The organism is Streptomyces sp. WM6372 (assembly GCF_001279655.1).
Taxonomy (GTDB): Bacteria; Actinomycetota; Actinomycetes; order Streptomycetales; family Streptomycetaceae; genus Streptomyces.
The window spans coordinates 38,854-64,044 of the sequence record NZ_LGDB01000178.1 but is presented as its reverse complement, the minus strand read 5'-3'; the positions used below and the strand labels follow the sequence as shown (position 1 = coordinate 64,044).

At 68.4% G+C, this 25,191-nt stretch carries 27 protein-coding genes; 10 read left to right on the top strand and 17 right to left on the bottom strand.

The window, feature by feature from the left end:
* Positions 1-6 precede the first annotated feature (6 nt).
* The 11 genes from ADK52_RS15540 to ccmA form a co-directional block, all read right to left on the bottom strand.
* A complete protein-coding gene (locus ADK52_RS15540; protein WP_053690385.1) occupies positions 7-2,571 on the bottom strand; it encodes a lantibiotic dehydratase in 2,565 nt (854 codons plus the stop codon).
* On the bottom strand, positions 2,568-3,749 hold the full coding sequence (locus ADK52_RS15535; RefSeq protein ID WP_053690384.1) for a PqqD family peptide modification chaperone: 1,182 nt from the start codon (positions 3,747-3,749) through the stop codon (positions 2,568-2,570). The genes ADK52_RS15540 and ADK52_RS15535 overlap by 4 nt, the downstream gene beginning before the upstream one ends.
* A gap of 93 nt (positions 3,750-3,842) precedes the next feature.
* Positions 3,843-4,025: a thiocillin family RiPP gene (locus ADK52_RS15530; protein ID WP_053690383.1), complete on the bottom strand. Its 183-nt coding sequence runs from the start codon at positions 4,023-4,025 to the stop codon at positions 3,843-3,845.
* Between the two features lie 91 nt (positions 4,026-4,116).
* On the bottom strand, positions 4,117-4,293 hold the full coding sequence (locus ADK52_RS41520; RefSeq protein WP_107090074.1) for a thiocillin family RiPP: 177 nt from the start codon (positions 4,291-4,293) through the stop codon (positions 4,117-4,119).
* 41 nt (positions 4,294-4,334) lie between these two features.
* The gene (locus tag ADK52_RS41515) at positions 4,335-4,505 is read right to left on the bottom strand and encodes a thiocillin family RiPP (protein WP_107090073.1); all 171 of its coding nucleotides are present in this window, start codon (positions 4,503-4,505) and stop codon (positions 4,335-4,337) included.
* A gap of 124 nt (positions 4,506-4,629) precedes the next feature.
* Positions 4,630-5,397: a nitroreductase family protein gene (locus ADK52_RS15525; protein ID WP_053690382.1), complete on the bottom strand. Its 768-nt coding sequence runs from the start codon at positions 5,395-5,397 to the stop codon at positions 4,630-4,632.
* A gap of 3 nt (positions 5,398-5,400) precedes the next feature.
* Entirely contained in the window at positions 5,401-7,077 is a 1,677-nt protein-coding gene (locus tag ADK52_RS15520; RefSeq protein ID WP_053690381.1) for a nitroreductase family protein, read from the bottom strand.
* Positions 7,078-7,086: 9 nt separating this feature from the next.
* Positions 7,087-7,797, bottom strand: coding sequence for a TOMM precursor leader peptide-binding protein (locus ADK52_RS15515; protein ID WP_053690380.1), 711 nt, complete (start codon positions 7,795-7,797; stop codon positions 7,087-7,089).
* Between the two features lie 38 nt (positions 7,798-7,835).
* Positions 7,836-9,170: a YcaO-like family protein gene (locus tag ADK52_RS15510; protein WP_053690379.1), complete on the bottom strand. Its 1,335-nt coding sequence runs from the start codon at positions 9,168-9,170 to the stop codon at positions 7,836-7,838.
* The gene (locus ADK52_RS15505; protein WP_078988352.1) at positions 9,167-10,207 is read right to left on the bottom strand and encodes an ABC transporter permease; all 1,041 of its coding nucleotides are present in this window, start codon (positions 10,205-10,207) and stop codon (positions 9,167-9,169) included. The genes ADK52_RS15510 and ADK52_RS15505 overlap by 4 nt, the downstream gene beginning before the upstream one ends.
* Positions 10,204-11,187, bottom strand: a complete 984-nt coding sequence (ccmA, locus tag ADK52_RS15500) for a heme ABC exporter ATP-binding protein CcmA (RefSeq protein ID WP_053690377.1) — start codon at positions 11,185-11,187, stop codon at positions 10,204-10,206. Before ccmA ends, ADK52_RS15505 begins: the two co-directional genes overlap by 4 nt.
* Positions 11,188-11,395: 208 nt before the next feature.
* Between ccmA and ADK52_RS15495 the strand changes: the two genes are divergently transcribed.
* Positions 11,396-12,289, top strand: coding sequence for a helix-turn-helix domain-containing protein (locus ADK52_RS15495; protein WP_053690376.1), 894 nt, complete (start codon positions 11,396-11,398; stop codon positions 12,287-12,289).
* Between the two features lie 72 nt (positions 12,290-12,361).
* On the opposite strand, the gene ADK52_RS15490 is transcribed toward ADK52_RS15495, so the two are convergent.
* Genes ADK52_RS15490 through ADK52_RS15480 form a run of 3 tightly spaced genes read right to left on the bottom strand, consistent with a single transcriptional unit; the run spans position 12,362 to position 15,140 of the window.
* Positions 12,362-13,558, bottom strand: a complete 1,197-nt coding sequence (locus ADK52_RS15490) for an amidohydrolase family protein (protein ID WP_053690375.1) — start codon at positions 13,556-13,558, stop codon at positions 12,362-12,364.
* Positions 13,559-13,584: 26 nt separating this feature from the next.
* Positions 13,585-14,724 carry an MAB_1171c family putative transporter gene (locus tag ADK52_RS15485; RefSeq protein WP_053690374.1) on the bottom strand — a complete coding sequence of 380 codons (1,140 nt, stop codon included), beginning with the start codon at positions 14,722-14,724 and terminating at the stop codon, positions 13,585-13,587.
* Positions 14,724-15,140 carry a hypothetical protein gene (locus tag ADK52_RS15480; protein ID WP_234343823.1) on the bottom strand — a complete coding sequence of 139 codons (417 nt, stop codon included), beginning with the start codon at positions 15,138-15,140 and terminating at the stop codon, positions 14,724-14,726. The genes ADK52_RS15485 and ADK52_RS15480 overlap by 1 nt, the downstream gene beginning before the upstream one ends.
* 1,124 nt (positions 15,141-16,264) lie before the next feature.
* On the opposite strand from ADK52_RS15480, the gene ADK52_RS42380 reads away from it, so the two are divergent.
* Entirely contained in the window at positions 16,265-17,701 is a 1,437-nt protein-coding gene (locus ADK52_RS42380; RefSeq protein ID WP_159045956.1) for a hypothetical protein, read from the top strand.
* Positions 17,702-17,841: 140 nt separating this feature from the next.
* Here the strand turns inward: ADK52_RS42380 and ADK52_RS40080 are convergent, their stop codons facing one another.
* A complete protein-coding gene (locus ADK52_RS40080; RefSeq protein ID WP_078988350.1) occupies positions 17,842-18,882 on the bottom strand; it encodes a TIR domain-containing protein in 1,041 nt (346 codons plus the stop codon).
* Between the two features lie 382 nt (positions 18,883-19,264).
* On the opposite strand from ADK52_RS40080, the gene ADK52_RS15470 reads away from it, so the two are divergent.
* Positions 19,265-19,732: a GntR family transcriptional regulator gene (locus ADK52_RS15470; RefSeq protein ID WP_053690372.1), complete on the top strand. Its 468-nt coding sequence runs from the start codon at positions 19,265-19,267 to the stop codon at positions 19,730-19,732.
* On the top strand, positions 19,729-20,307 hold the full coding sequence (locus tag ADK52_RS15465) for an HD domain-containing protein (RefSeq protein WP_053690371.1): 579 nt from the start codon (positions 19,729-19,731) through the stop codon (positions 20,305-20,307). Before ADK52_RS15470 ends, ADK52_RS15465 begins: the two co-directional genes overlap by 4 nt.
* On the opposite strand, the gene ADK52_RS15460 is transcribed toward ADK52_RS15465, so the two are convergent.
* Positions 20,295-20,768: an NUDIX domain-containing protein gene (locus ADK52_RS15460; protein ID WP_053690370.1), complete on the bottom strand. Its 474-nt coding sequence runs from the start codon at positions 20,766-20,768 to the stop codon at positions 20,295-20,297. The genes ADK52_RS15465 and ADK52_RS15460 overlap by 13 nt on opposite strands.
* Before the next feature lie 2 nt (positions 20,769-20,770).
* Positions 20,771-21,487, bottom strand: coding sequence for an XRE family transcriptional regulator (locus ADK52_RS15455; protein ID WP_078988360.1), 717 nt, complete (start codon positions 21,485-21,487; stop codon positions 20,771-20,773).
* 617 nt (positions 21,488-22,104) lie between these two features.
* On the opposite strand from ADK52_RS15455, the gene ADK52_RS15450 reads away from it, so the two are divergent.
* The 6 genes from ADK52_RS15450 to traA are packed head-to-tail and all read left to right on the top strand — an operon-like array spanning position 22,105 to position 25,183.
* Complete coding sequence (locus ADK52_RS15450) at positions 22,105-22,374, top strand: DUF6284 family protein (RefSeq protein ID WP_053690369.1); 270 nt, start codon at positions 22,105-22,107, stop codon at positions 22,372-22,374.
* Complete coding sequence (locus ADK52_RS15445) at positions 22,371-22,697, top strand: DUF6303 family protein (RefSeq protein ID WP_053690368.1); 327 nt, start codon at positions 22,371-22,373, stop codon at positions 22,695-22,697. Before ADK52_RS15450 ends, ADK52_RS15445 begins: the two co-directional genes overlap by 4 nt.
* Positions 22,694-23,719, top strand: coding sequence for a hypothetical protein (locus ADK52_RS15440; RefSeq protein WP_053690367.1), 1,026 nt, complete (start codon positions 22,694-22,696; stop codon positions 23,717-23,719). Before ADK52_RS15445 ends, ADK52_RS15440 begins: the two co-directional genes overlap by 4 nt.
* Complete coding sequence (locus ADK52_RS15435; RefSeq protein WP_053690366.1) at positions 23,719-24,060, top strand: RRQRL motif-containing zinc-binding protein; 342 nt, start codon at positions 23,719-23,721, stop codon at positions 24,058-24,060. Before ADK52_RS15440 ends, ADK52_RS15435 begins: the two co-directional genes overlap by 1 nt.
* A 29-nt stretch (positions 24,061-24,089) precedes the next feature.
* Positions 24,090-24,602 (top strand): hypothetical protein, encoded by a 513-nt coding sequence (locus tag ADK52_RS15430; RefSeq protein WP_053690365.1) that lies wholly within the window; start codon positions 24,090-24,092, stop codon positions 24,600-24,602.
* The gene (gene traA / locus ADK52_RS15425; protein WP_078988349.1) at positions 24,602-25,183 is read left to right on the top strand and encodes a plasmid transfer protein TraA; all 582 of its coding nucleotides are present in this window, start codon (positions 24,602-24,604) and stop codon (positions 25,181-25,183) included. Before ADK52_RS15430 ends, traA begins: the two co-directional genes overlap by 1 nt.
* The last annotated feature ends 8 nt before the right edge of the window (positions 25,184-25,191 follow it).

Here is a 25,191-nt window from a genome sequence, read left to right as displayed (position 1 = left end):
TCCATTTCAGTCGATCTCCGTTCCCGTGCGGGCGTCGTTGCCCGGGACGGGGCGTTCCCAGCGCAGGAGCGATACGTGTTCGGCCGCGCGATGGCCTCCCAGGCCGTCCCGGAGCCAGTACGAGGACATGTCGGGGTGGGCCTCGGCCAGCCGGACGGCAGTGGCCCGCGGTGCCCTGTCGACGTGGTGCACCGCCGCCCACACGGCATGCGGGCTCCGGAAGGAGAGCCAGAAGGGCTTCCCGCCGGCCGGGTTCGTACCGTTCGGGGGCGAGGAGGATTCGATGGACAGGTAGACCTCGTCCGGCAGGCCGTGGCTGCTGCGCCACTGATGCACGCGCCGGAAGAAGACCGGTGCGGATTCCCCCGCCGCGGGCCTCGGGAGCGCACCGGGGGTGAAACGCCAGGTGCGGCGCCCGAGGACGAGTCGGTGGTGCGTGGTGCGGGGAAGCCGTTCCATCTCGCCCTCGACGGGCGGCGGCGGAACGTCCACCGGGCTCTGCGTGCAGCACATCCTGGAGCCGTTGACCCACGGATCGGCGAGGCACAGCAGCAGTCGGGCGACTCCGGGCACCAGGTGCTGGGGGACGACGCCCAGGTATACCGGGGCGAGCGTCCTCCCTTCGTGGTCGAGGAGGACGAGCGTGTCGCTGACCGCGTCGTGGCGCAGGGCGGGGGCGGCGGTGTCCGACGCCTCACCCCTTCGGGGCGGCTCGCCCGGCCAGCGCAGCGGGGGCAGTACGCCGTCGGCCGCGTGGTGCATGCCGTTGACATCGCCGGACAGGGTTACCTGACGCGGTTCGGCCTGCGGGAACAGATCGGCGATCCAGTGCCGCAACCGCGCCGTGAGGCCTCCGTCGTGCGCGTCCGGAGCGTCCAGCTGTCCGCGGAAGCGGGCCACCAGTCCGCCGACCCCCGAGTTGTACTGGTTGACGACCGTCTGATGGCGGCCGGAGCGGATGTCTTCGGCCGAGCCCGCCGCGATCTGGTAGAGCGCGGCGACGGTGGGCGGGGCGCTGCTCGCGGAGACGGGCAGCCAGGCCCGCTCCGTGGGGCGGCCGTACGAGCGGTGGTCCCGTTGGAGCGCCTGGAAGAACTTGCCGTCGAAGTCCGGTGCGGCGGCCACCGCCCACAGGAACGCGAAGACGTCCGCGCAGTGCCCCCCGGCGCCGTACAGGGCCACGAACTCGTCCCGCAGCCAGTCGTACACGTGGGAGCGGAAGATGTACGGCCGGATCAGTTCGCCCAGCTCGGCCAGGTCTTCCCGGACGAGCGGGGCCTCCAGGGCCAACGGGACGTCGGACACGGCGTCCTCGTAGACCGCGTAGCGCACGGCGGGCCGCGGATCGCCTTCCGGTACGGACCGGACGCGCGCGTCGAGGTGACCGATCGCCAGGACGCGTTCGCCACCGGGAAGTGCGTGGAGTCCTGCCGCCGTCTCCTGCGCCCTTTCCAGGAGTTCGGCCGTGCGCCGGGCGGCCGGGTGAGCGGCATGCCGCAGGCTGCGGGCGAGGGCCGGAAGGGGCTGCGCCTCCCCCGCCTCCCAGGGGAGGACGGGGCACAGCCAGCCGGTGTCCAGCAGACGGAGGAAACCGCCGAAGGGGTCCTCTCCCGCGATCTTGAGCAGGCAGTCCGCGACGGTCATCCGGGGCCAGGTGGCGAGCTCGTTCAGCAGCGGGCCGTACAGCGCCGCGTCGGCGAGGTCGTCCGTGCGCCACGAGGCCTCGTCCGGACCGCCGTACGAGGGCACCAGCAGGTGCGGCCGGCCCGACACCTGCCGGACCGACCGGTTGGGCTCCACCTGGAAGGCCTCCGCGAAACGCTCGTCCCGCACCAGGGCGTCGACCCACGAGCGGACGTGCTGCTGGTCCACGTAGGTGCGTCCGGTCCCGTCGGCACGCTGCCCGTCGAGCGCGAGCGCCGTCAGACGGGAGAACGGACTGGTTTTGAACGCCGCTCTGGAGACGTACCCGAGCACCGAGCGCGCCGCCTTGCCGCTCGGCTCAAGGGGCTTGGCGGTCAGATGGCTCAGCAGGTGGGGACTGGCATGGGCGAGGCCCTGACCGAGGCGGTGATCGGTGAGTACGGCCCGCAGCCGCTGCGTCGCCCGCGCGGTCTCGGCGACGTAGTGCGCCTCGGTCGCGGCACGCAGGGCCACGAGCTCTGCCATGTCTTCGAGCCAGTGGTCCATCAGTCCGCCCGCGGCGCCGTCGAGGCGCTCCGACAGCGCGCGTACCGCAGCCGCCGTGACCTTGGCGGGACGGTGGTTGTGCACGGCGCGGCGCAGTTCGAGCGCCGAACGCCGTACGTCGGGTGCGTCGTCGAGGGCGGGGATCACCAGATGCAGCGCGTCCGCCAGCGGCCCGGCCTGCTCCCCGAGCCGTTGTTCGAGCGCGGTCTCCTGGTGCAGGGACCGCGTGGTGCGGGCAAGTGCCAGGTCCAGCGCCTCGACCGGGATCTGGTTGATGCGGTGCACCGTCCAGTGGGAGACGGCCGGGCGCGGAGCGGTGGGAGGACCGGGAACGGGATCCGGCGGAGCCGGGCGCTGCGGCGCCGTCTGCTGCGTGATCATCCGGGGATGACTCCTTCGATGAGGTGCCACCACCACAGCAGCACGAACCCGACCATGAGAAGGCCGTAGACCGCGCAGACGATGCCGAAGAGGCAGTAGCCGAATCGCTTGGCCCGGCTGCTCGCCAACAGGTGGCTGGGCAGCGGTGCCTTGGTGACCAAGTGGACGAGGAAGGCGAAGGAGCGGCCCCGGATGTTGACGGAGCCCATCGCGGACTCCAGGGCGTGATATCCGTCGGACGGCAGGAGCGGATTGAGGTTCACGATCATCAGGAGCAGCTGGAGCTGGAGCAGGGCCCCGGCGATGTCGTGCAGCGCGCCCGTGCTGTTGAGCAGTACCGCACCGGTGACTCCGCCCCATAGGGCATCGCTCATCGGGCCCGCGAGCGCGATGAGCGCGCGGGGCGCACGGCCTCGTACCCGGTAGGCGTCGGTGCGGTCCACGTACGCCACGGGCATCACGTACAGCATCAGGGTGATGCCGGCTTCCCGGACGGGGACGCGCAGGGTCTGGCACACCAGGGCGTGCGAGAGCTCGTGCACGGCGATCTGGAGCATCAGCAACAACGCGGCCAGCCACGACCAGGACGAGTACGAGGGCATGCCTTCGGTGGCCAGGGCGTATCCCGCCGTGGCCAGACCGGCGAGGGTGAGGGCGGTCCAAGCGGTGACGACCGCCGGCACGGGAGCCTTCTGGGCGAGCCGGGCGAGCGGCTCCAACAGGACGTGGACGGAGGCGGTCAGCGCCTTGCGGGGCATCTTCTGCTGGAGCGAGTACTTCAGGATCCGCTCTCGGCGGCTCTCCCCCTGCGGTTCGAGCGTGAGGACCCCGGCCTGCCTGACCTCGGTCAGGAAACGGATGACCGAGGCCTCGATGCGCTCCGGGTCTGCGGAGGAGGCCGATGTCACCCGGTGGACCACGTCCCGGGCGGTGACGCCCTCCGTCAGGAGGCCGAGGACGACGGTGCCCGCCTGGGACACGGCCACGTACTTGCCGGTCGCGGAGTCGAACAGCAGCGGGCGTCCGTCGAGGCCCACCGTCTGCTCGATGGTGTCCCTCAAGGCCAGGTGCTCGGTGTCCAGCCATGCGGTGTCCCGTGAGTGCGCCTCCGTGGATGTCGGATCGCCGTGGTCTGGTGCGGCTCCCTGGCGCGGTGGGACGGCGGCGGTGGAACGCATGGGTGGCCTCCTGGGGGGAATAATGCTCGGGGCCCCGCCCGGCCGGCACACTGAGACTGTGCCGGCCGGGCAGGGGTCAGCGAGGGAGCTCGATCAGCCGGCCGAGGAGGCGCTGCTGGCGGTGCCGACGCAGGCGGCCGGGCAGCTGGCGGAGGCCGCGGTGCCCCAGGAGGCGGCGGTTCCCAGCAGGGCGCTGTCGGAGAGGGACTCGACGGTCATGTCCTCGACCGACAGGTCGATGTCCATGATGTCCTGGATGCTGTTGTTCGCGTGCATGGTGATGCTCCTGTTTCTGGATGGGTTGGTGATGAAGATCCGGCTCTGCGCCCGGGCCCGTGGCCCGTGGCCCGTGGCCCGTGGCCCGGGGTCAGCCGGAAGAGGAGGCGCTGCCGCCGGTGGAGGCGGTCGAGGCGGGGCACGTGGCGCTGCCGAAGGTGCCGATCGAGCCCCAGGTGCCCAGCAGTGCGGCGTCGTCGAGTACCTCGGCCGTCAGCGTGCTGCTGATGTCCTCGGCGAACAGGTCGATGTGCGCGGTCTCGTTCATGGTGAATCTCCTTCTGTGTCGGACGGGTTGCGAGAACCCGATCAGCCCTGCGAACTGGCGGTGGCGGCGGTGCCGATGGTGGAGCCGCCCAGGCAGCCGAACGTGCCGGCGGTGGAGATGGACGCCAGGGCCGCGTCGGTCGGCAGGGCGTCGATCGTCAGGGACGCGTCCTCGGCGAACAGGTCGATGATCATGTCGGCATCGGTGGGCATGGACGCCCTCCTTCTCTCGTGCAGGGTTGATCAGCGGACGACGCGCGGTCGTCCGCCGCTTGCCCGCGCCCTTGGACGGGCGCGGAGTCTTGGGGGTGGGGGGCTGGGCAGGTGCCCGGCCGTGTCAGGCCTCGCGGACGCCGTCGGCTCCGAGCGGATAGCCGCAGGAGAAGGCCAACAGCTGAGCGCTGAGGTAGCCGTCGACCGGCACCAGCGGTTTGAGGGCCGAGGCGAGGAAGCCGGCGAAGATGCTTCCGACCAGGCCGCGGTCGAGCGCCGTGAGCCAGGCCGTCTGGGACGCGGCGCCGGCCCGGGCCAGCAGCAGCCGGTGCCCGTGCTCGCCGTGGCGGTCGAGTGAGGCCGCCAGGGGGCCGCAGGCCATCACGATGGCGGGTGCGTCCGCGAACTCCAGCTGTAGCACCAGGTCGCCGGCCGCTTCGCCGAGTGGGAGATCGGCCAGCCGGATGAACTCGCCGCCCTCGGGGTCGTACAGATGGATGCCGGTGGAGAGCCCGTCCACGGCGCGCGCCGCCACCAGGAACTCGAGCCCGGCGCCCGCCTCGTGGTCCGGCCAGGCGGCGCGGTCGAAGGCCGCGGCACGGTCCACGACGGCCGCGAGGACCTCCACCGGGATGGGCCGCGCGGCGTACGTGCGCACCGATGCCCGCTCGCGCAGTACGGCCTCCAGGGCGCGCTCGCTCGGCGGAGCGGCGACCGTGGCGGTTCGCTCGTGCTGCGGAGTGATGGCGGCCCGCAGAGCGCCCTGGAGTGCGGGGCCCGGTACGGCGGGCCGGCGACTCAGCTCGTCGGCGTTCAGCCGGGACCGTACCTGCAGCTGTCGCATCACCTCGTTGGCATCGAGGAGAGCGGGCAGCGGAGACGTCATCTGCATGGATCAGGCCTCGTCTGTCGTGAGGGGACGGATTTCCAGCACGCCGGTGATGGGTTCGGCATCGAGGTCGAGGTCGAACGCCGCGGCCAGTTTCCGGTCGTCCCAACGGTCGAGCGGCCGGGCCGAGATGCCGAGGGAACGTGCGGTGTGCACCAGTTGGGCGATGGCCACGCCGGCATCCAGATGAACGATTCGCCAGGCGAAGGTGGAGTACTTCGATGCCACGCGGGACAGGGAGCCGGTGAGCACGATCAGCGCGGGGGAGTCCGTCCCCTCGATCTCCGTGAGGTCCAGGGGCTCGGGCAGCCGTGCCAGGCGGTGACCGGCCGCGTCGTAGCCCCAGGCCCCCGCCGGGACCCCGTCCACGTTCCTGACGATCGCGTGGAGGGTCACGGAACCGAGATTGCCTCCCGTCGGCGCCCACCGCGGAACGCTGCGCGGCGAGTCCGCCGCGTCCTTGCGCCCGGCGGCGATCATCAGGAGCGCTGCCAGGTGGGCGCGATCGAGCTGTTCGACGGCGGGCGGCGCCGCCGGTTCGAGCGGTGCCCGGGGGAGTGTCCCCTCCGTCGGAAGGGCGAGGGTGCGGGCGCTCGGCCAGCGCTTGCTCTCGTGCTGGAGCGCGACGTTGCCGGGCTTGTAGTGCACCTGGTGATCGCGGGGATTGAGGAGCTTGCGCGGCGGGAAGGCGACCGAGGTCTCGAAAGCCAGGGCGATCGGAACGCCCGCTCGGGTCAGGGCGGCACCCTCGCCCGTACGCGCCGGCACGGGGGCCATGACGTACAGGTCCTGGCGCCACGCCTCCAGATCGGTGCGCACCAGACCGCGCAGGACCACTGCGGATCCCACACGTCCCACGATCGCCGTCGCCTGGTTGGTGACGAGGGCGATGATCATGGCGCGCACCGCCGGGTCATCGGACGCACGGTCCGGCCCCGCCCCTTCGTCCGCCGCTGCGCACTGGCGCTCCACGTCGTCGTAGGAGACGGTGAACGAGGGGTCGATGTACGGGCCGAGGTCCACGCCGGCGCCGTGCAGATACGCAGGCAGCATCGGAATCCCTCGGGCCGCGCACCACTCGCCCGCGGCGCGCAGGCCGGCCCGGCTGTCGCCGCTGACCGCGACCACGAGGTCCGGCCGGCCGGCCGGATCGCCGTGTTCGCACAGGTCCACTCGTCCGAACCCGGCGGCCAGCAGAGCGTCTTGGATCCGCACTCCGATGTCGCCGCGGGCACGGACCGCGACGTGCGTCCCGCTCAGTCGCGCCAGCACCTCGGACGTGTTGCGGTTGACCCGCGTGGAGTCGAGATTGCGCGACAGGAAGAGGGCCGAGGGGCCTTCCGGCGAGGGACCGTCGCCGGCCCCACCGTCCTCCAGGAGCCCGCAGGTGTAGAGGAGGGCGACGACCTGTTCCACGTGCAGTACGGGAACGCCTGCGTGCTCGGCCACCTCGGCCACGTCCCGGGTGCCGTCCAGCAGCGGGAGCAGCTTCGGTATCAGGTCGCGGGTGGCGACGCCGCGCAGTACCTGGCGGGTCGGCCCGCCTTCGACGAGGATTCCGTCGGCGAAGGGCACGACGACCACACCGCGGCACAGTGCCGGACGGGCGGGGGCTTTGAACTGGGGATCCTGGGCGACGGCTCGGCGCATGTCCTCTGCCGAGACGAGCGTGTTGTGGGCCATGGCACTACCTCACTGGTGAGCAGATATCGACGGCGCGGCCGTGGGGCCACTTGAGGAGGTCGAGGTGTCCTCCCCGGGGAGCGCCGGCCAGGCGCCGAGGTCACGGGCCAGCTGTTGCCACGTGGCGGAGGCCGGGTCCGCCTGGCGCGGGCGGCAGCGGTCGCATCCGTGTACGCCGACCACTCGCGCGCCCGTCATGTGCTGTTCCAGCACATGCCAGTGACGGACGTTTCCGGCGAGGCGCTCGGTCTCTCCCGCCTCCAGGCGCCGCAGCACGTCCAGGGCCATTCCGGCGGCCATGTCCACGTGGTGGGGCAGGAAGCCGGCGGTTCCGGCGGTGGGGGAGGCGTCGTAGTACGCGTGCAGGGTCGCCGTGTGGGAGTTGTCCCGCTCGTGCTGGCCGCGCCGCTGCCGGAAGCAGCGGTAGCAGGCGCCCTCGCCGGGAACGACCACCGGGCCGATCCGCAACCGGGGGTGTTCCGCCACCACGGGGAACCACGGGGTGCCCCAGTCGGCCGAGCGTGCGTCGAGCATTTCGGCGAGCCGAGGTGTCTCCCGCCAGGAAGCAAGGATCCTCACCCGTGCTTCGGGCCAGACGGAGGAGAACTCCAGGGAGTTCTTCACGTCCGAGGTCACCGCGATCTCGGGGCGCTCTTGGAGGAGCCGGTCGGCCACAGCCGTCCCGAAATCACCGACCGCGAGTACGTGCACCTTGGTCATTGGTTTCCGTTCCCTGGGAATGAAGAATTTCTGCCACCTCAGGCAAAAGGCTGAGGCAGTGGGTTGATCTCCCCCTCGCCGAGCACGGGATGTCCCATGCGGGCCGGCGCTTCGTACAGCCGGGGGTGGGCCAGAAAGCGTGCCCTGTGGGTGAACGACAGCGGCATCAATTCGGGAATGATCACGCGGACCACTCGAAATCCGACGTCGCGGGCTTCGTCCGTGGTGCATTCGACGGCGACCACATTGCATCCGGCCTTCTTCAGCCGGTCCACCAGCAGCGCGAGGTCCTGCCGACTGTCGCCGCTTGTCAGGGTGGGCAGCGCGCTGAACGGGGTGCGGGCGTCCGAGTTGAGAAGGAAGTCGTAGTCCGCGCGACGCTCCGGCTTCCCCATGTAGGAGGCGCCGTGGAAGACGTGCAGGAAGTCGTCCACCGAATCCGGCACCTCGCGCGGGACCTGCATGGCGATGCGCGAGGAAGCGGATTCTCTGATGATTTTCGCTATGGAATCCGCGGGGTCAAGACTCGTGTTGCACATTACCATCTGACCGAGTACTTCGTTATCCGGAGTGAGGTCGATGGAATATACCGTCGGAATTCCGAGATCGGTGGTCGCGTCAAAGAATACCGTTTCCACCAGGCTATTGCGAGACTTTTCCAGAAATGGAGCCAAATTTTCCGGAACGGCGTCGAATTCGATCCTGGGCAGGGCGAGGCGCTGGTACCAGGTCAGCGCGATGGCATCCCGCTCCACCACCTCGCACACCGCGTTGACGAGCGCCTGCGCGAGATCGGTGTGGGTGGCGCAGCCGGTGGAGATGGGGTTCGCGTAGCGCTCGCCCCTGGACAGCGGCGGGATGTGCATCCACACACCCACGGCCGGTACCCACTGCGGCCGTCCGAGGGTGAGGGACCACCCGCGGACCCAGCGGATCGGGGAGGCGGTGTCGACGTCGAAAGTGAGTGCCCTGGGGTGCGCCAGTTCCGCGGCGGAGCAGCGCGGCAGTGTGCGCAGGTCGATGGCGTCCTCGCCGAGTTCGTCTCCGGTCGCCCAGATGACGCTCTCGGGCTGGACCACCGAAGTGGCGTAGCGCTCCAGTGCTTCGGCGACGCTCAGCCGGGCGGCTCGTTCCGGATCCACGGCGCCGCCGGCTCCGTCCATTTCCCCCCGGGCGTTGCGTCCGCGGGTGGACTCGGCCACGTTCGGGGCGACTTGGCCGATGTCGCCGAGTGAGGCGGAGTAGATGGGGAAACGCGGGTCACCGGCGTGATTGGGCAGCCGATGAGTGCTTTCCACGACTCCGTACGGCCCCACCAGCGCGTCGATGTCGGTCAGACGTCCGAGTCCGGACTGCAGAGCGGGTGAGTTCATCGTTCTTCTCCCTGGTCCCAACGGAACAGGCGGGCGGCGAGCCCGCCGAAGATGAGCGCGCCGGCCAGCAGGACCAGCCAGTCGACGGCGAGGCTGTGAACGGAGGCGGCGGCGTTGAGGTCATGGTTGAGCGCGTCGACCAGATAGCTCGTCGGCAGCGCCCGCGAGATGCTCCCCACCACGGAAGGCAGCATGTCCATGGGGAGGAACAGACCGCTGGAGAAGAGCACGATCGGCATCAGCAGCCCCAGCAGCCCGTTGACCACCTCCGCGTTGCGCATGCGCGCGGCGATCAGATAGCCGAAGGCGAACAGCATCACCGCGCCGAGCAGGCCCGTACCCATGAGCCGCAGCGTTCCGGCGACCGGAAGGAAGTCCATCCACACGGCCGCGACGCCCAGCACCACCAGCTGTACCGCGACCAGCGCGAGCCGGACCGGAGCCTGGGCGAGTACGAAGGTCATCCGGTTCAGCGGGGTCGTGCCGAGCAGACGGAGGGTGCCTCGCGCCCTCAGGGCGATCAGCGGTGTCGCCGTGCCGAAGAACGCGATGGACATCAGTGCCATCAGCAGCCCCGTGGGCAGCGCCGCCTTGAGCGGATCGAACGGAGCACCACCGTCCGGGGTGCGGAACGTCATCTTCGGTTCGGCGATCCCACTGCGGGAGAGGGCCGACCGGATGTCCTTCAGCGCGCCGAACTTGCCCGGGTCGATGACGACCGCGGCCGAGTCTCCGCTGACGCCGACGATCGCGTCGTATCCCGCGAGGTCCCCGGCCTTAGGCGGCTCCTCGGACTTCCACGCCTCCGCGTTGAAGCCGGCGGTCTCCTTCAAGTTCTCGATCACCGCGGGCTGTTCCGGCGCGGCCGTCACCGCCAGGCGGTAGGAGCCGCCGGCGGCGAGCGTGCCCAGTCCGAGGAACATCGCGAGGAAGAGGAGCGGGAAGGCCAGGGTGAAGAAGGCGGTCTTGCCGTCCCGGAAGAGCTCCCGCGCGTTGGTCTTCACCATCTCGCGGAACGCGGGTGTTCCAGCCTTCATCGGGCCGCCTCCTCGGGGTTCTGGTCCGCCTCTTCGCGAGGTGACCCGTCGGCGGCGAGAGCGCGGAACACCGCGTCGAGTCCACCCTTGGTGATGTCGAGATCGGTTGCGGCCAGCTGCTCGTCGGCGGCGATGCGCCGCAGCGTCTGATCGCCGATCGAGGTGCGCACGTGGACGGTGACCGAGCCTGTCGAAGAGGGGCTGGAATCGACGGATGTGACGCCAGGGAAGGAACTGATTCCGCTGATGTCCGCGGTGGCTGACGTCGTGAAGGTCACGGTGCTGACCGCGGCCATCTCCGACACCAGGCGGGCCGGCGTGTCGCAGGCCGCCATGCGGCCGCCGACGAGGACCGCCACGCGGTCGCACAGCTGCGCGGCCTCGTTCATGTCGTGCGTGGTGAGCAGGACGGTGCCGCCGCTCTTGCGCTGCTTGCGGATGACGTCCCACAGGTGTTCCTTGGCCTGCGGATCCAGCCCTGCGGCCGGTTCGTCCAGAACGAGAACGCGCGGCCGGCCGATCACGGTGACCGCGAGCAGCAGCCGTCGCGCCTGTCCGCCGGACAGCGCCTTCACGCGCTGGTACTCCTGGTCCAGGAGCCCGACCCGTTCCAGTACGTCCTCGACGTCGTCGTGGTCCTCGTAGAAGGAGGCCCACAACTCCACCGTTTCCCGCACGGTGAGCTGCGGGAAGAGCGTGGCTTCCTGCGGCTGTACCGCGAGCATCTGGCGCAGTGCCGGATCCTTGGACGCCGGATCGGACCCCAGGACCTTGACGGATCCGGATGTGGGGGTGCGCAGTCCGGTCAGGCATTCCAACAGCGTCGTCTTGCCGGCCCCGTTCGGCCCGAGCAGTCCGAAGACCTCTCCTTCCAGGACTCTGAAGCTGACTCCGTCCAACACGGCACGGGAGCCGTACTGTTTGGAGAGTTCATGGACGACCGCGACGGCGCTCGACCCCGCGATGTGGCTGTTCTTCACTGGGTGGACCCAAGGGTTGAAGTTCTGGTTCTGCCCGTGTCGGGGAGCTCGGTTGACCGGCCTGCTGCCGACGGGCACGCGAAGATGTACTGCCCAGGGGTTTGGACCACCCCTGCGTTCGCTAAACTGAAGCTATCCCGATTTGGGAAACCGGTCAACTGGCTAAGGTTTCCTTCGTTTAGACAACTAGCCCCTGAAGGGCCCACAGATGCCTCCTCGCCGCTTCGATGGACGCCGCGTCCGGGCGGTGCGACGCGCCGCCGAACTCACGCAGAGTGAGGTGGCCAAGGCGGTGGGTGTCGCCGACCCTACGGTTGCCAGCTGGGAGACCGGCCATTCGTCACCCGACGGCGAGAAACTTCCCGCGCTCGCCCGGGTCCTGGGACGGGGACTGGGGGAGCTGTTCCCGCGGGAGGGCCGTCCGGACCTCGTCGATCTGCGGTGCGACGCCGGGTACTCGCAGTACCAGACGAAAGCCCTGATCGGCACCAAGAGCGCGGGTCCGGTCGCCAATGCGGAGCGCGGCAAGCGGCGCCTCAAGGAGAGCTTCGTCCGCCCGCTGGCCGATGGGTACCGGGTGAGCGTGGAGGAGTTGCTGGCGGCGCAGGAGAGGTCCTTCGGCCACGACGCCCCCGATCCCGGCGCCGGGGAGCCGCGGTCGGCATCACAGGTGCCCCGCTCGCTGGCGGAAAAGATCGCCTACCTGCTGGACCACTCATATCCGGGCGAGCAGACGCCGCCCTCCGATGCGGAGGTGGCGCGCGCGGTCAACGACCACGCAGGCGGCCCGGTGATCGACGAGGCCGGTGTCCGTGATCTGCGCACGGGAACGGTACCGACGGCTTCGCCGGTCGTCTGCGAGGGACTGGCCGAGGTGTTCGGCGTCTCGCCGATGTTCTTCCAGCCCGACGACGCGGTGGCGCGCCAGGTGTTCGAGGGGCTGCGTCTTCTCGCGTCCGCCCGGAAGGGTGCGGTCGGGCGGTTGGAGGCCCGCGGGCTGGGGGCGGAGGGCCTCTCCGAGGACGTCCTGGCCTTCCTCAACGAAGTGGTGACGGAGCTGCAGGAGAGGGAACTGCCCGGGACCTCAGGCCCCGGGCAGTAGCTCGCGTCGGCTCCCGCGCTCGCGTCGGCTTCCGCGCTTGCGTCGGCTTCCGCGCTCGTGTCGGCTTCCGCGCTACGGCTGAGCGGGCCCGGCGGGCTGGTAGCGCGCGCCGGCGGAGATCACGGCCGCGACGTCCTTCAGCGAGCCGAGATCGGTGAGCGGATCCCCGTCCACGATGAGCAGGTCGGCGCTGTACCCGGCGGCGATCCGTCCGGTGTGCCCGCCGACGCCCAGGGCGTGGGCCGCCTCGACCGTGGCCATCTCGATGATCCGGTCATGGGGCAGCCCGAGGTGCTCGTAGAAGCCCAGGCTGGAGACCAGGCCGTCGAACCCGGACCGCTGGACCCCCGCGTCGGTGCCGGCGATCAGACGCACTCCGGCCTCCGCCATCCGCCGCACGAGGCCGAACATCGCCTCTGCCTTCTCGGGACCGAAGATCTGGGGGAGCAGGCGCCAGTGCGGGCTCACCGTAGGACACACGTGGATGCCCTTGCCGATGATCTTGGCCAGCACGTCCTCGCGGAACTCGAAGCCATCGGCCGACATCCACGTGCAGTGCTCGAGGGTGTCGACGCCGGCCTCGACGGCCGCGGCGATGCCGTCGGTTCCGTGTGCGTGCGCGGCCACCGGAATTCCGGCCCGATGGGCCTCGTCGACAAGTGCGGCGAGTTCGTCCGGGCTGAATTGCGTCTCCCAGCTCTGGGCGCCGCCCTTGGTGAGACCGCCTCCGGTCTCCATCACCTTGATGACCTCGGCGCCGGCCGCGATGTTGCGCCGTACCAGGTCGCGGACCTCGTCGGCGCCGGACACCTCGCCGCCGAGGAACCAGCAATGGCCACCGGGAGGGGTGACGGGCGTACCGGCGGCGACGATGCGCGGTCCGGCGGCGGTGCCGTCGGCGATCGACTCCGCGAGTCGCAGGGCCAGGTGGTTGCGGTCGCCCAGGTCGCGGACGGTGGTGACGCCGATGCTCAGCAACTGCTCCGCCCTGACCGCCATGTCCTTCAACAGGGCTGCGTCGTCCTGGCTTTGAAGGGTGGCGACCGGGTCGGGCCCGGCGTCGAAGGCGAGGTGGACGTGGGCGTCGATCAGCCCGGGCAGCACGGTGGACTCCGGGAACCGGAGGTGGGGCACTCCCGCGGCGGCGCGCGCCTCGACTTCGTGGCGGGTGCCCACCGCGACGATGGTCGCGCCGTCGACGAGGATCGCGCCATCGGCGATCACGTCCCCCGCCGGTCCGGTGAGAATTCGGCCTGCGGTAATCAACATCTCAGATTCTCTTCCCATGGTGGGGGTCAGTTGGCGGCGCGCAGGGCATCCGACAGCTTCAGCAGCTGGCGCACGTCGGCGTCCCTGTCCCTGTGGCGCAAGGCGGTCGGTGTCAGGGCCCGTTCCGGTCCTGTTCCTGCGGCGAGGCAGGACCGCTCGGCTTCGTGAAGGCGCTCGGCCGCCCGGCTGAGCGCGGCGTCTTCCGTGGTGGCGCCCCCGTCGCGGAGCGCGGCCAGGTGCGGGCCGATCAGCACCAGGCCGTCACGGCACTCGATGACGCGTCGGTGGTAGCGGCGATGCACACCACCGGAGCGCCACCGGCCGCGCCGGGAAGCGGAGTCGGCCGCATAGAGCACCGTGTGCGGGAACGCGGAGGAGAGCAGCAGCCACAACGGACGCAGCCGGCGGTGCTGGGCGCGGTGCTGATGCCAGACGCCGATGGCGGTGAGGCGGTTCCGAGCGCCGGGATACGTGACGCCGATGACGAACAGGGGAACGGACAGCACCAGCAGCAGGGAGGTGACGGCGGTCAGCACGGTGGGAACGGCATGGCCCTGGCTCCGGATCGCCACGAACGCGGCGCGGATGGCGCACGCCACCGCCATGCCGCCCAGGCCCGCAGCGGTGAGCCACAGGCCGGTGGAGAGCGGACGCCGCGAGATGCGGGCGTAGCGCCGCGTCCACCAGAAGGCGGCCGAGATCGTGTACATCAGGTAGAGGCCGGCGACGAGATAGAAGGCGGCGACCTGCGGAATGGTCATGTCCGCCGTGGCGAAGCTGCCCGACAGCACGGTGTCCGGCGCCGTGACCGCGATCGCCGTGATCGCCGTGCTGACGAGGACCAGGCCCCACCCCTCTCTCCGGGCCCGTCGGCGTCCCGCGTGGGTGTCCGCCGCCGAGTACAGGTAGAAGCACATCAGGAAATGGCAGGTGAGCAGCAGCAGGATGTTCTGCATCAGCTTGGCCACGCCGTGCCCGGCCACGGTGTCCAGGCCCGTGGCCCCGCCCGGCATGGCCAGCGGATAGGAGGTCGCGGCGCAGACCAGGCAGAGGGTGACCGCGCGCAACGGAGCGTTGTGCGGATCCTTGGCCAGCTGGAAGAGCTTCCAGGTCACGGCGGCGGCGAGCAGCACGAGGAAGAGGACGGTCACGGTGGCGGCCGCCATCACAGCCACCCCTGCCTGTCGCCCAGGGCGTTCCCGATCCGGCGCGCGGAAGGGTCGTGCTCGGGCTGCACCACGCGGTCGACCACGGAGGCCCACTCCATGATGATCGTCGCTATGAGTTCGGCCTCTTGCTCCTGCTCGCTTTCGTACGAGCATCGCTGCAGCACCCTGCGTATCGCGTCCGGTTTGAGGCCGGGCAGGAGGACCTCCCACTGGGCCCCGGCGTCCGCGGCGCCGTGATCGGCCAGTATGTGGCCCACCTCGTGCAGGATGATGTGGTCCTGATGGAGCGGGGTCGTGTCCCGCTGGAAGATGATGAGATCCACGCTGCGGGTCTCGAACCACAGGCCGACGGGGCCGGGTGTCGGCAGTGGGTACGGGCGCAACTCGATGTGCCGCCCCCGGCTCTCCGACAAGGCTCGGCACAGTGCCTCGACGCTGAACGGGGTTCGGACGTCAAGTGTGCGCAGAAGACGGCGGATGCGGCGCTCGAGCCGGCGCTCTGCGGCGTGGTTCCTGCCGGGTGGCAGGCTTCGTTGCGGAAGCGTATTCGCCCCCAAGCCGGTGCTCTTGGGTTCGCCGTGTGACGAGCTGGAAGCGTTGGTGCGCCACCACATGAGTGTTTTGGTCCCCCTGCTGGCGACGGTCGCTGCTTCGTGAGCGGCGGTCGTCGCTGTGGAACCCGCCTGAAGGTGCGGCGGGCGACGAACCGTTGGTCTGGTTCGTCCGGTTCAGCGATCTGGCTTCGGCGGGTGTGGCGCGGAACGCGCCCTCGCACTACCCATCAGGTGCCCCCTGTTGCCACCTCATGCCATGTCTCTCAAGGTTTGTATCCGTGCGGGCCTTCGATTGGTCGCTCGAAAGCCTCATCCGCCATGCCCCATGCTTACACATGCGGTTTGTTGGGATCTAGAAGGACTCGGCGGTGCGGCACGTGGCGCTGAACACCTTGATCTCCGGACGGGCCTGAGGCGCTGTCAGGCGGCCGATCCCGACCGGCCGCGGTGCGCGGGCTCCGGGACGGCCCGCGAGATCGGCTCGGGGACCGGGGCGCAGCTCGGGAACGGGGGCCAGATGATCATTCCCGAGTGCGAAGAGGCGGTTCCGCCCCTGGGGCGCGCCCGGCCCACGCGAAAGCCCTCCCCGGTGGGGAGGGCTCGGGTGGGACGTGGAGAGTGCCCCCGGCAGGACTCGAACCTGCGGCCAAGTGCTTAGAAGAGACCCGCCCCGTTGAGACTTCGAGAGCCCCCGACCTGCGCATTAGCTTGTCGAGACTGGCGTTCCCGGGGACGCTTCCCGCGTATCCACCGGAGGCACAGGTTCCGGCGCGTCGACTTGTTCTTGCATCGCTCCCGACCTCATCCCGAGCGCGCGTGTCCGCTGAGGCGCTCTTCGGCACCGGCTCCCTCTATCGGGCCGCATGGCCCGGCGCAGGCCCGCTGCCGGCGCAGTACGCAGGTCGTGACCACAGGAGCAGCTACGTTCCATTCAAGCAGGAATCTTGAGGTCACGAACGGGCACCGTGGCGCATAATCTCTCCATGGCTGTAGGCACCGGTCCCACGCGGGATGATTTGTACGTTCCAGACCGTTTTGAGCTGCTGCGCGATGTTGGTACTGGCGCCCTTCGCTCCATTGTCACGCCAGTGCACGACACGCTTCTCGAAATCGACATGCATTTCACTGACATGCGCGCGGCCCGGCGTGGTGCTTTGATGATCCTGCGCGGTGAAACCGGAGCCGGAAAATCCACCTTCCTTGACACCCTCGGACTGTTTCGCACTGGACTCGTTACAGAAAGAATTGCGGCGTCTGAGGGGGTCGCAGAAGCACTTCAGGCAAAGCCATCAAGCGAAGGCCCTCGCGTCATCGTGCTGGAGGGTCGCGAGGCGCTTGGCGAAGCTTCCGTTGAGTTCATCGAAGCGGCGATGCACGCTATCAATTCGTTTGTCAGGTCCGAATCTGGACGGGAAACACTCGTTGTATGGCCAGCTAATACGGATGACCTTACAGCCCTACTAACCGATAAGGCGCGAAAAATCGGCGGGGAGTCCCTATTTGGGATCGGGGAACCGGTCACGCGCTTTATTGGCCCCGCTAAGAGTCACTTTGTTAGTATTGCCGAGCGGACTGTTGCTGCCTTGAATGAGGGGGCGTCGCTGGCAGCGCTCGGAATCTCAGAGACTGATGCGCACGGCCTCGTTGAAAGCGCCTCCACCATTGGTCGATTCCTTGCATTGGTCAGAAACTCATTGATCAGGAATGGAGCAAAGGTTCGCTCCATGCTAGCTGCCGAGCAATTCCGTCTTTGGACCCTGGTAATCGCAGGCAACGAGCCCGAGGGTGATGTTGCTGCCCTAACGCGTGGCGGACATGCATACGCCGACGTAGATCGCCTAATGACGGCAACGAACGCCAACATCGTTTCCGCTCTCAAGAAGAACCCGGACGAATTGGGAATTCTGGGCACGGTGCTCGACGCGAAGATTATTCACGTCGACATGATGACTGCATTGGCTGTTGCACGCCAATACGGTGACACCTCGCTGCATGAAGAGATGGCAGCCCTGGGGATGTCCACTAGTGCCGAACCCAAAGCGGTCGAGCGTCTGAAATCTGGGGAGCTTGGGCTCTTGTTGTCCGGTAACTCGCTTGGGCTCCGCAAGCGCGGGGGCAAGGCAGGCAGTAACACGCTGGTGGCTTTTGAAAGTCTTGCCCAGATCGCCAGCAAGAAAGATGGCCTACTGAATAGGGCTATCGGCAATGGGCTTCAGGATGTGGGATTGATTGACTCCTACATGACCGAGAGGGAACTTGGAACCGAATATAAGTACTTTAGCGATCTCTACTGCGAGCGTGCGGATGGGCCAATTCGCTTGGAAATGATGTGGCGCAAGTCAACATCGCGTGCTGAGATTGCGAACTATGTACTCTCCAAGCTCGGTAATTACGGCAAGGCGATTGGGCTACTGAGCTGAGCCGATCGCTGGTCCCTGCTTCGGAGTTCGTTCGATACTGGGGGCCTCTTGTCGGCGTACCCCCGCGCTCGGGCAATTCTGACCGGATTGCTGCCGCCCCATCTTATGTCGGTTCGACGTCAGCAGAATCTGGTGCATCACTATCTATTGGGGGGGCGTCTCCCAAATGCCCGATAAGGTGAATACGTTGAGAATTCCTCTAGTAGCTTGCTCTTAGTGGAATTTGAAAGTCCCTCCAGAGGTGCTCGGTAGCCTTCAACTTCGCGAGTCACCCTCTTGTTTTTGGCGGCGGTTGCGAGCGCTAGGATCGGCCTCCTGTCGTTGGGTAGATTATTTGCGTACGCTGTAATTACCCTCTCCGTGAGGTCGGGATCCATACACTCGAGAGCTTTTGCGGCTCGGAATCTGGGCTCTGGCGATGTGAGGAGAGCTATGCAATCGATCATTGCCAGTGCGGCCATCTCGCTGTCTTTGTTCTTTTCGATCCAGTATGGCACGTCCGCTACTTCTCCGTGCTGGACGGCGGAAGCGAGTGCGTAAGCGTATAGCTCTTTCTTGGTCCTTCCGCTGACTATTTTGGCGTTCTTCAACCGTTCGAGCTGGTTGGCGTCGAGGAGATAAGATCGGCGATGACCACTTTCCTGCCATCTCCGATAGCATTCTTTGAATCTTTCAGAGAAGTCGCCCCTGTTTGCCCAGTCGGATATCGCGTTGATCTCGCATAGCCTTTCGAGGGATAGCTTCAGGTCGCCCTTACCTGAATTCTGTCGCAGATTTATTCTGTGGACCCCGGCGAGATCGGTGAATGTTCGACTCGCTCCTGCTTCAACTATTATCGTACGGTCCGGATACTTGCCCCTGGCCAGGCCTGCCTCGTAGATCACGTTGGGGCGCGACTGTTCGAATCGCGATTCTTCTTCGACCGATTCGGCAAAGGCTGGCTTGAGCGTGACCCACTCGTCTGGTGTCATTAGTACGACTATGACCTGGCATTCCTCCATGCCTGCATCGATTATCTGCTCAATTGTGGGGTCTCCGATGGTATGGTTTCCGACAGCAAGAGCCCTTGCTTGACCCCAGGTTAGGCAGTGCAAGCCGAGACCTTTCAGGAATCCGATAAGCTCATCACGCATCTGGTGATCGCGTCCATGAACGACAAATACCCGTTTAGTATTTGGCATCCTTGCTCCCAGTGTGCGCGAGCGTGAATTACTCCCCTCCTAGACGGTACGGCTGGTGCAGTGTGCTCGCACCTCAGGTCATCACTGTCTGCTGATTGGTGATGCACGGTGGGTGCAACGGGCCGTCAACCCGAGCCATAGGCGTGTGGCCAACGGCCAGGCTGAAGCCGGCTGTCGACAGAAGCGCAGGCCCGTGTATGCGACGGCCGCATGCGTCGCGCTTGCGCGGCGGGGTCCCTTGATGAAGTAGAGAAACTCTTGCCGCAGGGTCTCTTGCCGCTGGAGTACACCTGCCCGCCACATTGGACGGGTGGACCTCGCGTCCCTGGGAACCTTCGGCGTGCGACGCTTGGGTTCGGTTGTCGGCAGACAAGGAGATCGAGTGACGGAGCAGGCCAGCCCTCGCGGGACCTTCCTGAAGATCGCTGATCGCATCAAGGGGCGGATTGCTGCTGAACCGGCCGTGGTCGAGTTGCCTTCGCTGGCGGAAGTCATGGATGAGTACGCCGTGAGCCGAGGCGTAGCCCTTCGCGCCTTCAGAGTGCTCCAGCAGGAAGGGCTAGCCGAGCCGGTGCCCGGGGCGCGTTGGCGCGTCGTACGCGCTGGGGAGTGCCTGGATCGGCGACCGCTTTCTGAAAGGATTGCCGAGCTCATTTCGGCTGAGGGCCTAGAAGTTGGGGCACCCTTCCTCAGTACAGGGGAGCTCAGCGCCCGCCTCGGAGCGTCACGCCCCACCATCAGCAAGGCGCTGGCTCAGTTGGAAGCCGCCGGCCTGCTCACTGAAGGAGGGCAGGGCAAGCGGCGGGCCGTCCGGGCCGTGCCGTCGCCACAGGAGGACTCGAAGCCTTGACCACCGCCACCCTCACAGACTGGGCCTATCCACTCGCGGAATCGCTGCTGGCCGAGCCGCTGCCCCGCCGGTGGAGCCACTGCCTCGGCGTCGCCGAGCGCGCGCGGGCCATCGCGGAGATCCTGGGGCGGGATGCCGAGCTGCTTGAGGCTGCGGCCGTTCTGCATGACATCGGATACGCGCCCGACCTAGCGAAGACGGGGTTTCACCCGCTCGACGGTGCCCGCTACCTCCGGAGCGTCGGCGCCGACGAGCGCGTCGTACGGCTCGTCGCCCACCACTCCTGTGCCTGGATGGAGGCGGAAGCACGAGGCCTGCGGGAGGAGCTGGAAGCCGAGTTCCCGCGTGAGGAGGAGCACCTGGCGGATGCGCTCTGCTTCTGCGACATGAACACCACGCCGGACGGCGCTCCCACGAACCCCGTGGACCGAATCAACGAGATCGCAGGTCGCTACGGGCCCGACAGCCTGATCGGGCAATTCATCCGGCGCGCTGAGCCGGAGATCCTGCTGTGCACGGTTCGCGTGCTCACCAGGGTCTCCGAAGCGAAGGCCGGCACGGCTCAGCCGATATAGGGCACGCTCCGGGTCGTGTCCAGGGCGTGCCGGATGCGGAGCCACATCGTGGAGTGGATGTCGAGGTCGGCCAGGTCCGCGGGGGACACCCAGCGGACCTGCGTCGTCTCGCTGCTCGTGCGGATCTCCCCGCCCACCGGCCGCGCCCGGAAACAGATGCTGAACTGCTGCCGCGCCTCGCCGTCGTCGTAGAGCATCACGTGCCCAGGGTCCGTGTAGATGCCGGACAGGCCGAGGACCTCGGCCTTGATGCCTGTCTCTTCCCAGACCTCGCGTACGACGGTGTCACTGATGGACTCGCCAACGTCGTGCCCTCCGCCGGGGAGGGCCCAGCGGCCGTTGTCGGAGCGCTGGACCATCAGCACCTCGCCGGCATCGTTCTGGACGAAGGCCACGACGGAAGGGACGACGTTGTTGGCGGGCGGTGCGTCGGGGTCGTGGAGGTAGTCGATGCGTCCCATGGTCATGCTCCAGTGAAGTCGTGGTCGGTCACCTGGCGCGCCCGCCCCCAGGTCTGCTCGATGCTATTCGCGTACGTGTCGAAGAGACCGCCCCCAGGGAGCCGCCGCAGGTGGAGAACCGGAGCCAAGTAGGCTCCGATGCCGTACACATGGGTGTTCACGAGCATCTCGTCGTCGGCACGGAACAGCGAGTTGTACAGCGTCGCGTCGTGGAGCCGGATCCCGACTTCCGGGTGGCTGGCGAGTAGCGGCCGGTAGTTCATGAGGGCATTTCGGATCTTTCCATCCATGATCCTGTGGCCCTCGTCGATGCCCCGCTGTCGGACGGCATCGCATCCGGGATCCCCGAGCAGGAGTCGTACCTGCGTGTTGTTGGACGCCTTGCCCTTCAGGATCTTGTGAAATTCCGGGTCCTCAGATAGCCAGAGCCCTGCGTAGACAAGCACGTCAACGTACGCTTCGGCGCGGTCGTACATCTCGCGCCACAGCCCCGTCGGCACCATGTGCCGATGGGGGTAGATGGTCACGATCTCGGCCTTGCTGAGGTCGGCGGACGACTCGACCGCCCGCTCATCGTCCCAAATAGTGGTGACCCCGACGTCCAGTGCAGCCGCAACGGCGTACTGGTGGCGCCGGTACGGGACCTTGCCCTGCGTGATCCAGCGTTCCACGGTCTTCGCGTTGACGCCGATGGAGTCGGCGAGTTGCTGGATGGTCATCCCCTTCGCGAGCAGGGTCGACCGTAAGCGCTCGTTGGGCATCTGCACCCCCGGTGGGACGTCTTGGGAGCTCTTGACGGTAGCCAGAAGGCCCCGACGTGTCCACGCGTGGGGTAAACAACGCCCCTGACCTGGCCCGATTCTGATGGTGCGCCAGGAAGTCCTGGCGCGAAGCAATGAACCTCTGCGGATCTGCTTGACGTCAGTCGATGCGGTACCTGTAATAGAGGTACCGCATCGGTTCCGCGAGGAACTCGCAGCGAAGCCTTAGTACTGCCATGCCTGCTCCGGCTGGCCCCCGTGCTTCACGCACGGGATCCCTCTGGGTTTCCACGTCCAGTCGGGAGCGTCTGCTCATTGAGAACTGAACAGTGTGGTCGCCGCCTCCTGTAGCTGAAAAGGCGGTCAGCGCGGCTGAGGTTCGCGCATTCAATCCTTCCGCGGTCCCGTTCCGGGCCGCGGCCGGTTGCCTCCTCCTCCCGTCCGCCCTCTGGGGCGTACGGGCGGGGTTGAGGGGAGCCGGAGTCTTCCTGCTTCACCCGCAACGCAGTGCAGCACCCGGCGTTCCCGCGCCGAGGGCTGCTGAGTCCCGTTCCTCTGTAGAAGGAGCAAGACCCATGAAGTCCATCGCTGCACTTCAGAGCATCGTTACCCCGTGGTCCGACGGTTTGGAGCCGTCGTACGCGGAGCTGGACGCGATCGAGGTCGAGATGCCCGTGGTCCTGGCCGAGGTCGAGTTGCTCGACGCTCTCATCTCGATGCTGGACCGGCCGGCGTCGGAGTTCGACGCCCGCCGGATCCGCAGGGCCCGCAACCGGGTCTTGGCGGCCCGCCGTGACCTGACCAACCGCACCGCCGACATGAGCATGCCGGGGGGCGCGGCATGAGTAAGCAGATCTTCGGCGCGCAGCTGTCGCTGCGCTGCTGCGGTACCACCGCCCCGGAGCGGATGGCCGGTCCGTGCTGGCAGCTGTACGTGGCCCAGTCCGGTCTGGTCAGCCAGTGGCCCACCTTCACCTGGCCCACCTCCATCGAAATCCCGACCGCCGACCAGCGCCAGGTGGCCCTGGCGGACCTCGGATTCACGCCCGCCGAGGACGCGGAATGGCAGTGGACGGAGAGCAGCGGCCCGGAGTACCACCCCCACCCGGTCCGGGTCCTGCTACTGGGCACGGTCAAGGTACGGCCGCTGGAAGGCGGGGCGTCATGAACGACGTTCACGTCGGTTCAGCGGAGCGTGCGCTGGCCGTGGGCACGTGGCTGATCGTGGGCGGAGCGATGCTCTACTCCGTCCTTACCGTCACCCCACTGATGGCCGCACATACGGCCGTCGAGTGGCGGTGGACGGCGCCGATCCTGCCGCTCGTGGTCGACGCGGCCGTGGTCATCGTGGTCCGCCTTGACTCCGTCCTGGCCCGCCTGGGAGGGAGCGGCGGAGCGTGGCCGGTTGGGCTGCGCTGGATGACCGGCGCCATGACTCTGGCTTTGAACATCGGTGCATCGGCCCTGGTCGGGGACCTGGTCGGGGTTGCGATCCACTCCGTTGCGCCGCTCCTGCTGATCGTGACGGCTGAGGCCGGGCTCGCCTACCGGCGGGCCATCGCCGCCGCCGTGCACGCGCTGGAGGAACAGGCCCGGGCGGACCGGCAGGCCCGGGAGAAGGCCGTTCAGGACCGGGAGGATGCCCGGGAGCGGCGGGAGAGTGAACGCCGCGAGCATGAGGCGAGCGTGGCCCGTGAACAGCGTGAACACGAGGCCCGCCTCATCCGTGAGGAAGCCGAACGGCAGGAGCGGATCCGCCGTGAGGAACAGGCGCGGGTCGAGGCCGCGGCGAACGCTGAGCGAGAGGCCCGTGAACGCCGTGAACGCGAGCGTGAACAGGCTCAGGCCGAGCGTGAACGGCGTGAACGTCAGGCCGCGCAGCAGCGCGAGCTGGAGGCCCAGCAGCGGGCCGAGCGTGAGCGGCAGGCCCGCGCCGATCACGCCGAGCGTGAACGCCGTGAACAGCTGCGTGAACAGGAGCGGATCGAGCGTGAACGCGCCGAGCTGCTCTCTGCCGGCCCGCCACCCGAGAAGCTGCCTGAAGACCGGGCCCGGGCGGTCGTACGGTCCGCGTTCATGGCCGGGCTCGCCGTGCGGGTGGCTGCCGAACTGAGCGGCTGGTCCGTTGGCTGGGCTTCCGCCCGCTACCAGGAACTCCGCGACGCCTCCACCGCTCCGGTTCTCGGCTGATGGCCGCCGTTCCGGTCTACTCCTGGCGGCTGGCCCCCGAGGGCTTGGCGACGCGGCGGCAGCTGCGGGCGGCCGGCCTACGGCCCGGAGGTCAGGACGTCGTAGCCCAGCTGGAACGCCCTCGCCGCCAGCGGGGCCCGCTGGTCGCGTTCCTCTACTACGTGGACCAAGCCAAGCCCATCCGGCCCATGACCCCGGCCAAGCACGCCGCCCTCGCCGCGGCGAACACGGCCCGCCGCACGTGCCCGACCTGCCGCCAGGACGCGGGCTACGTCATCCCCGCCCGCCTCGGCGAGTGCGTGCCGTGTGCGTTTCCCGACTCCGATCCGTGCGCCGCCTGAACCCCACCGTCTCCCTGAGGAGTTCTGCTGTGTCTCGCCGTACGCGGCCCTCGGCCGCATCCACGATCCACATCCCGCGTCAGCGGGGCGGTCGACGTGAGCCGGTCATCCTCGTCGTCAGCTCCGAGCCGTCCCTGACCCTGACCAGCCGCGCCGCCCTCGCGGTGGGCCGGTGGGCGTGGAAGCACCGCCTTTCCTGGGCGCCCGCCGCCGTCGCCACCGTGCTGCTCGTCGTGACGGGGGTCGTGCACCTGATCGAGCCCCGCACGGCCTGGTTCCTGGCCGTGCTCGCGTTGGCTCCGGCCGGCGTGTGGGCGTGGGGGATGCTGCGCCGCCGTCCGACCTCCCGGCAGGCCGTCCTCTGGCGGGCCCTCCTCGCCGCGTTCACGACCGCGGTCGGCGCATGGTTCGCGCTGGCCGTGTGGTTCGCCCCGACCCACCCGGCCCTGCTCACCGCCTGGACCGTCCTCACCTTGGCCGCGCAGGTGGCCTGGCTCGTCGCCCGCCGCATGACCCTCGTGTCGGAGAAGGAGAGCGCCTGATGGCAAGCCCCACCAACGCCGCCGGATGGAAGCCCAGCGGCCAGCAGACCCGCACCCAGCGGCCCCGGTCCGCACCGCGGGCCGGTGCCAACGGCTCCCAGACCAAGGTCAACAACAAGACCTTCTCTCCCGGCTTCACCTTGAACGTCAACGCCGGTGGCCGTGGCAACAACGGCGGCCGGCACGCCGCCCCGGCCGGGGGCGGCGGGCAGGGCGGGGGCCGGTCGCAGTCGCTGCTCCCGGCGCCGGAGTTCAGCTCTCCGGCGCAGGTCCGCCAGTACTGCAACGCCGTCCGCGCCGCCGGTGTCGCCCTCTCCATCGAGGTCGCCATGGGCGCCGAGATCCTCAAGGCCACCCTCGTCCAGGTCCCCGACCCCGACGGCCGGATCGGCGGCTCCCGCTTCCGGGCCGCGAAGGTCGCACGGAAGATGCAGCGCGCCGCCGACGCCCTGCGCGACGCGGCGAAGAACGCCGCCGCGACGTACGCCTTGTTCCAGCAGGAGTACGAGGAAGAGATCAACCGCGTCCGCCACCGCGCCCGTCCCGCCGCAACACCGCGCATGGACTGGGGCCAGCTCTAGAAGGGAGT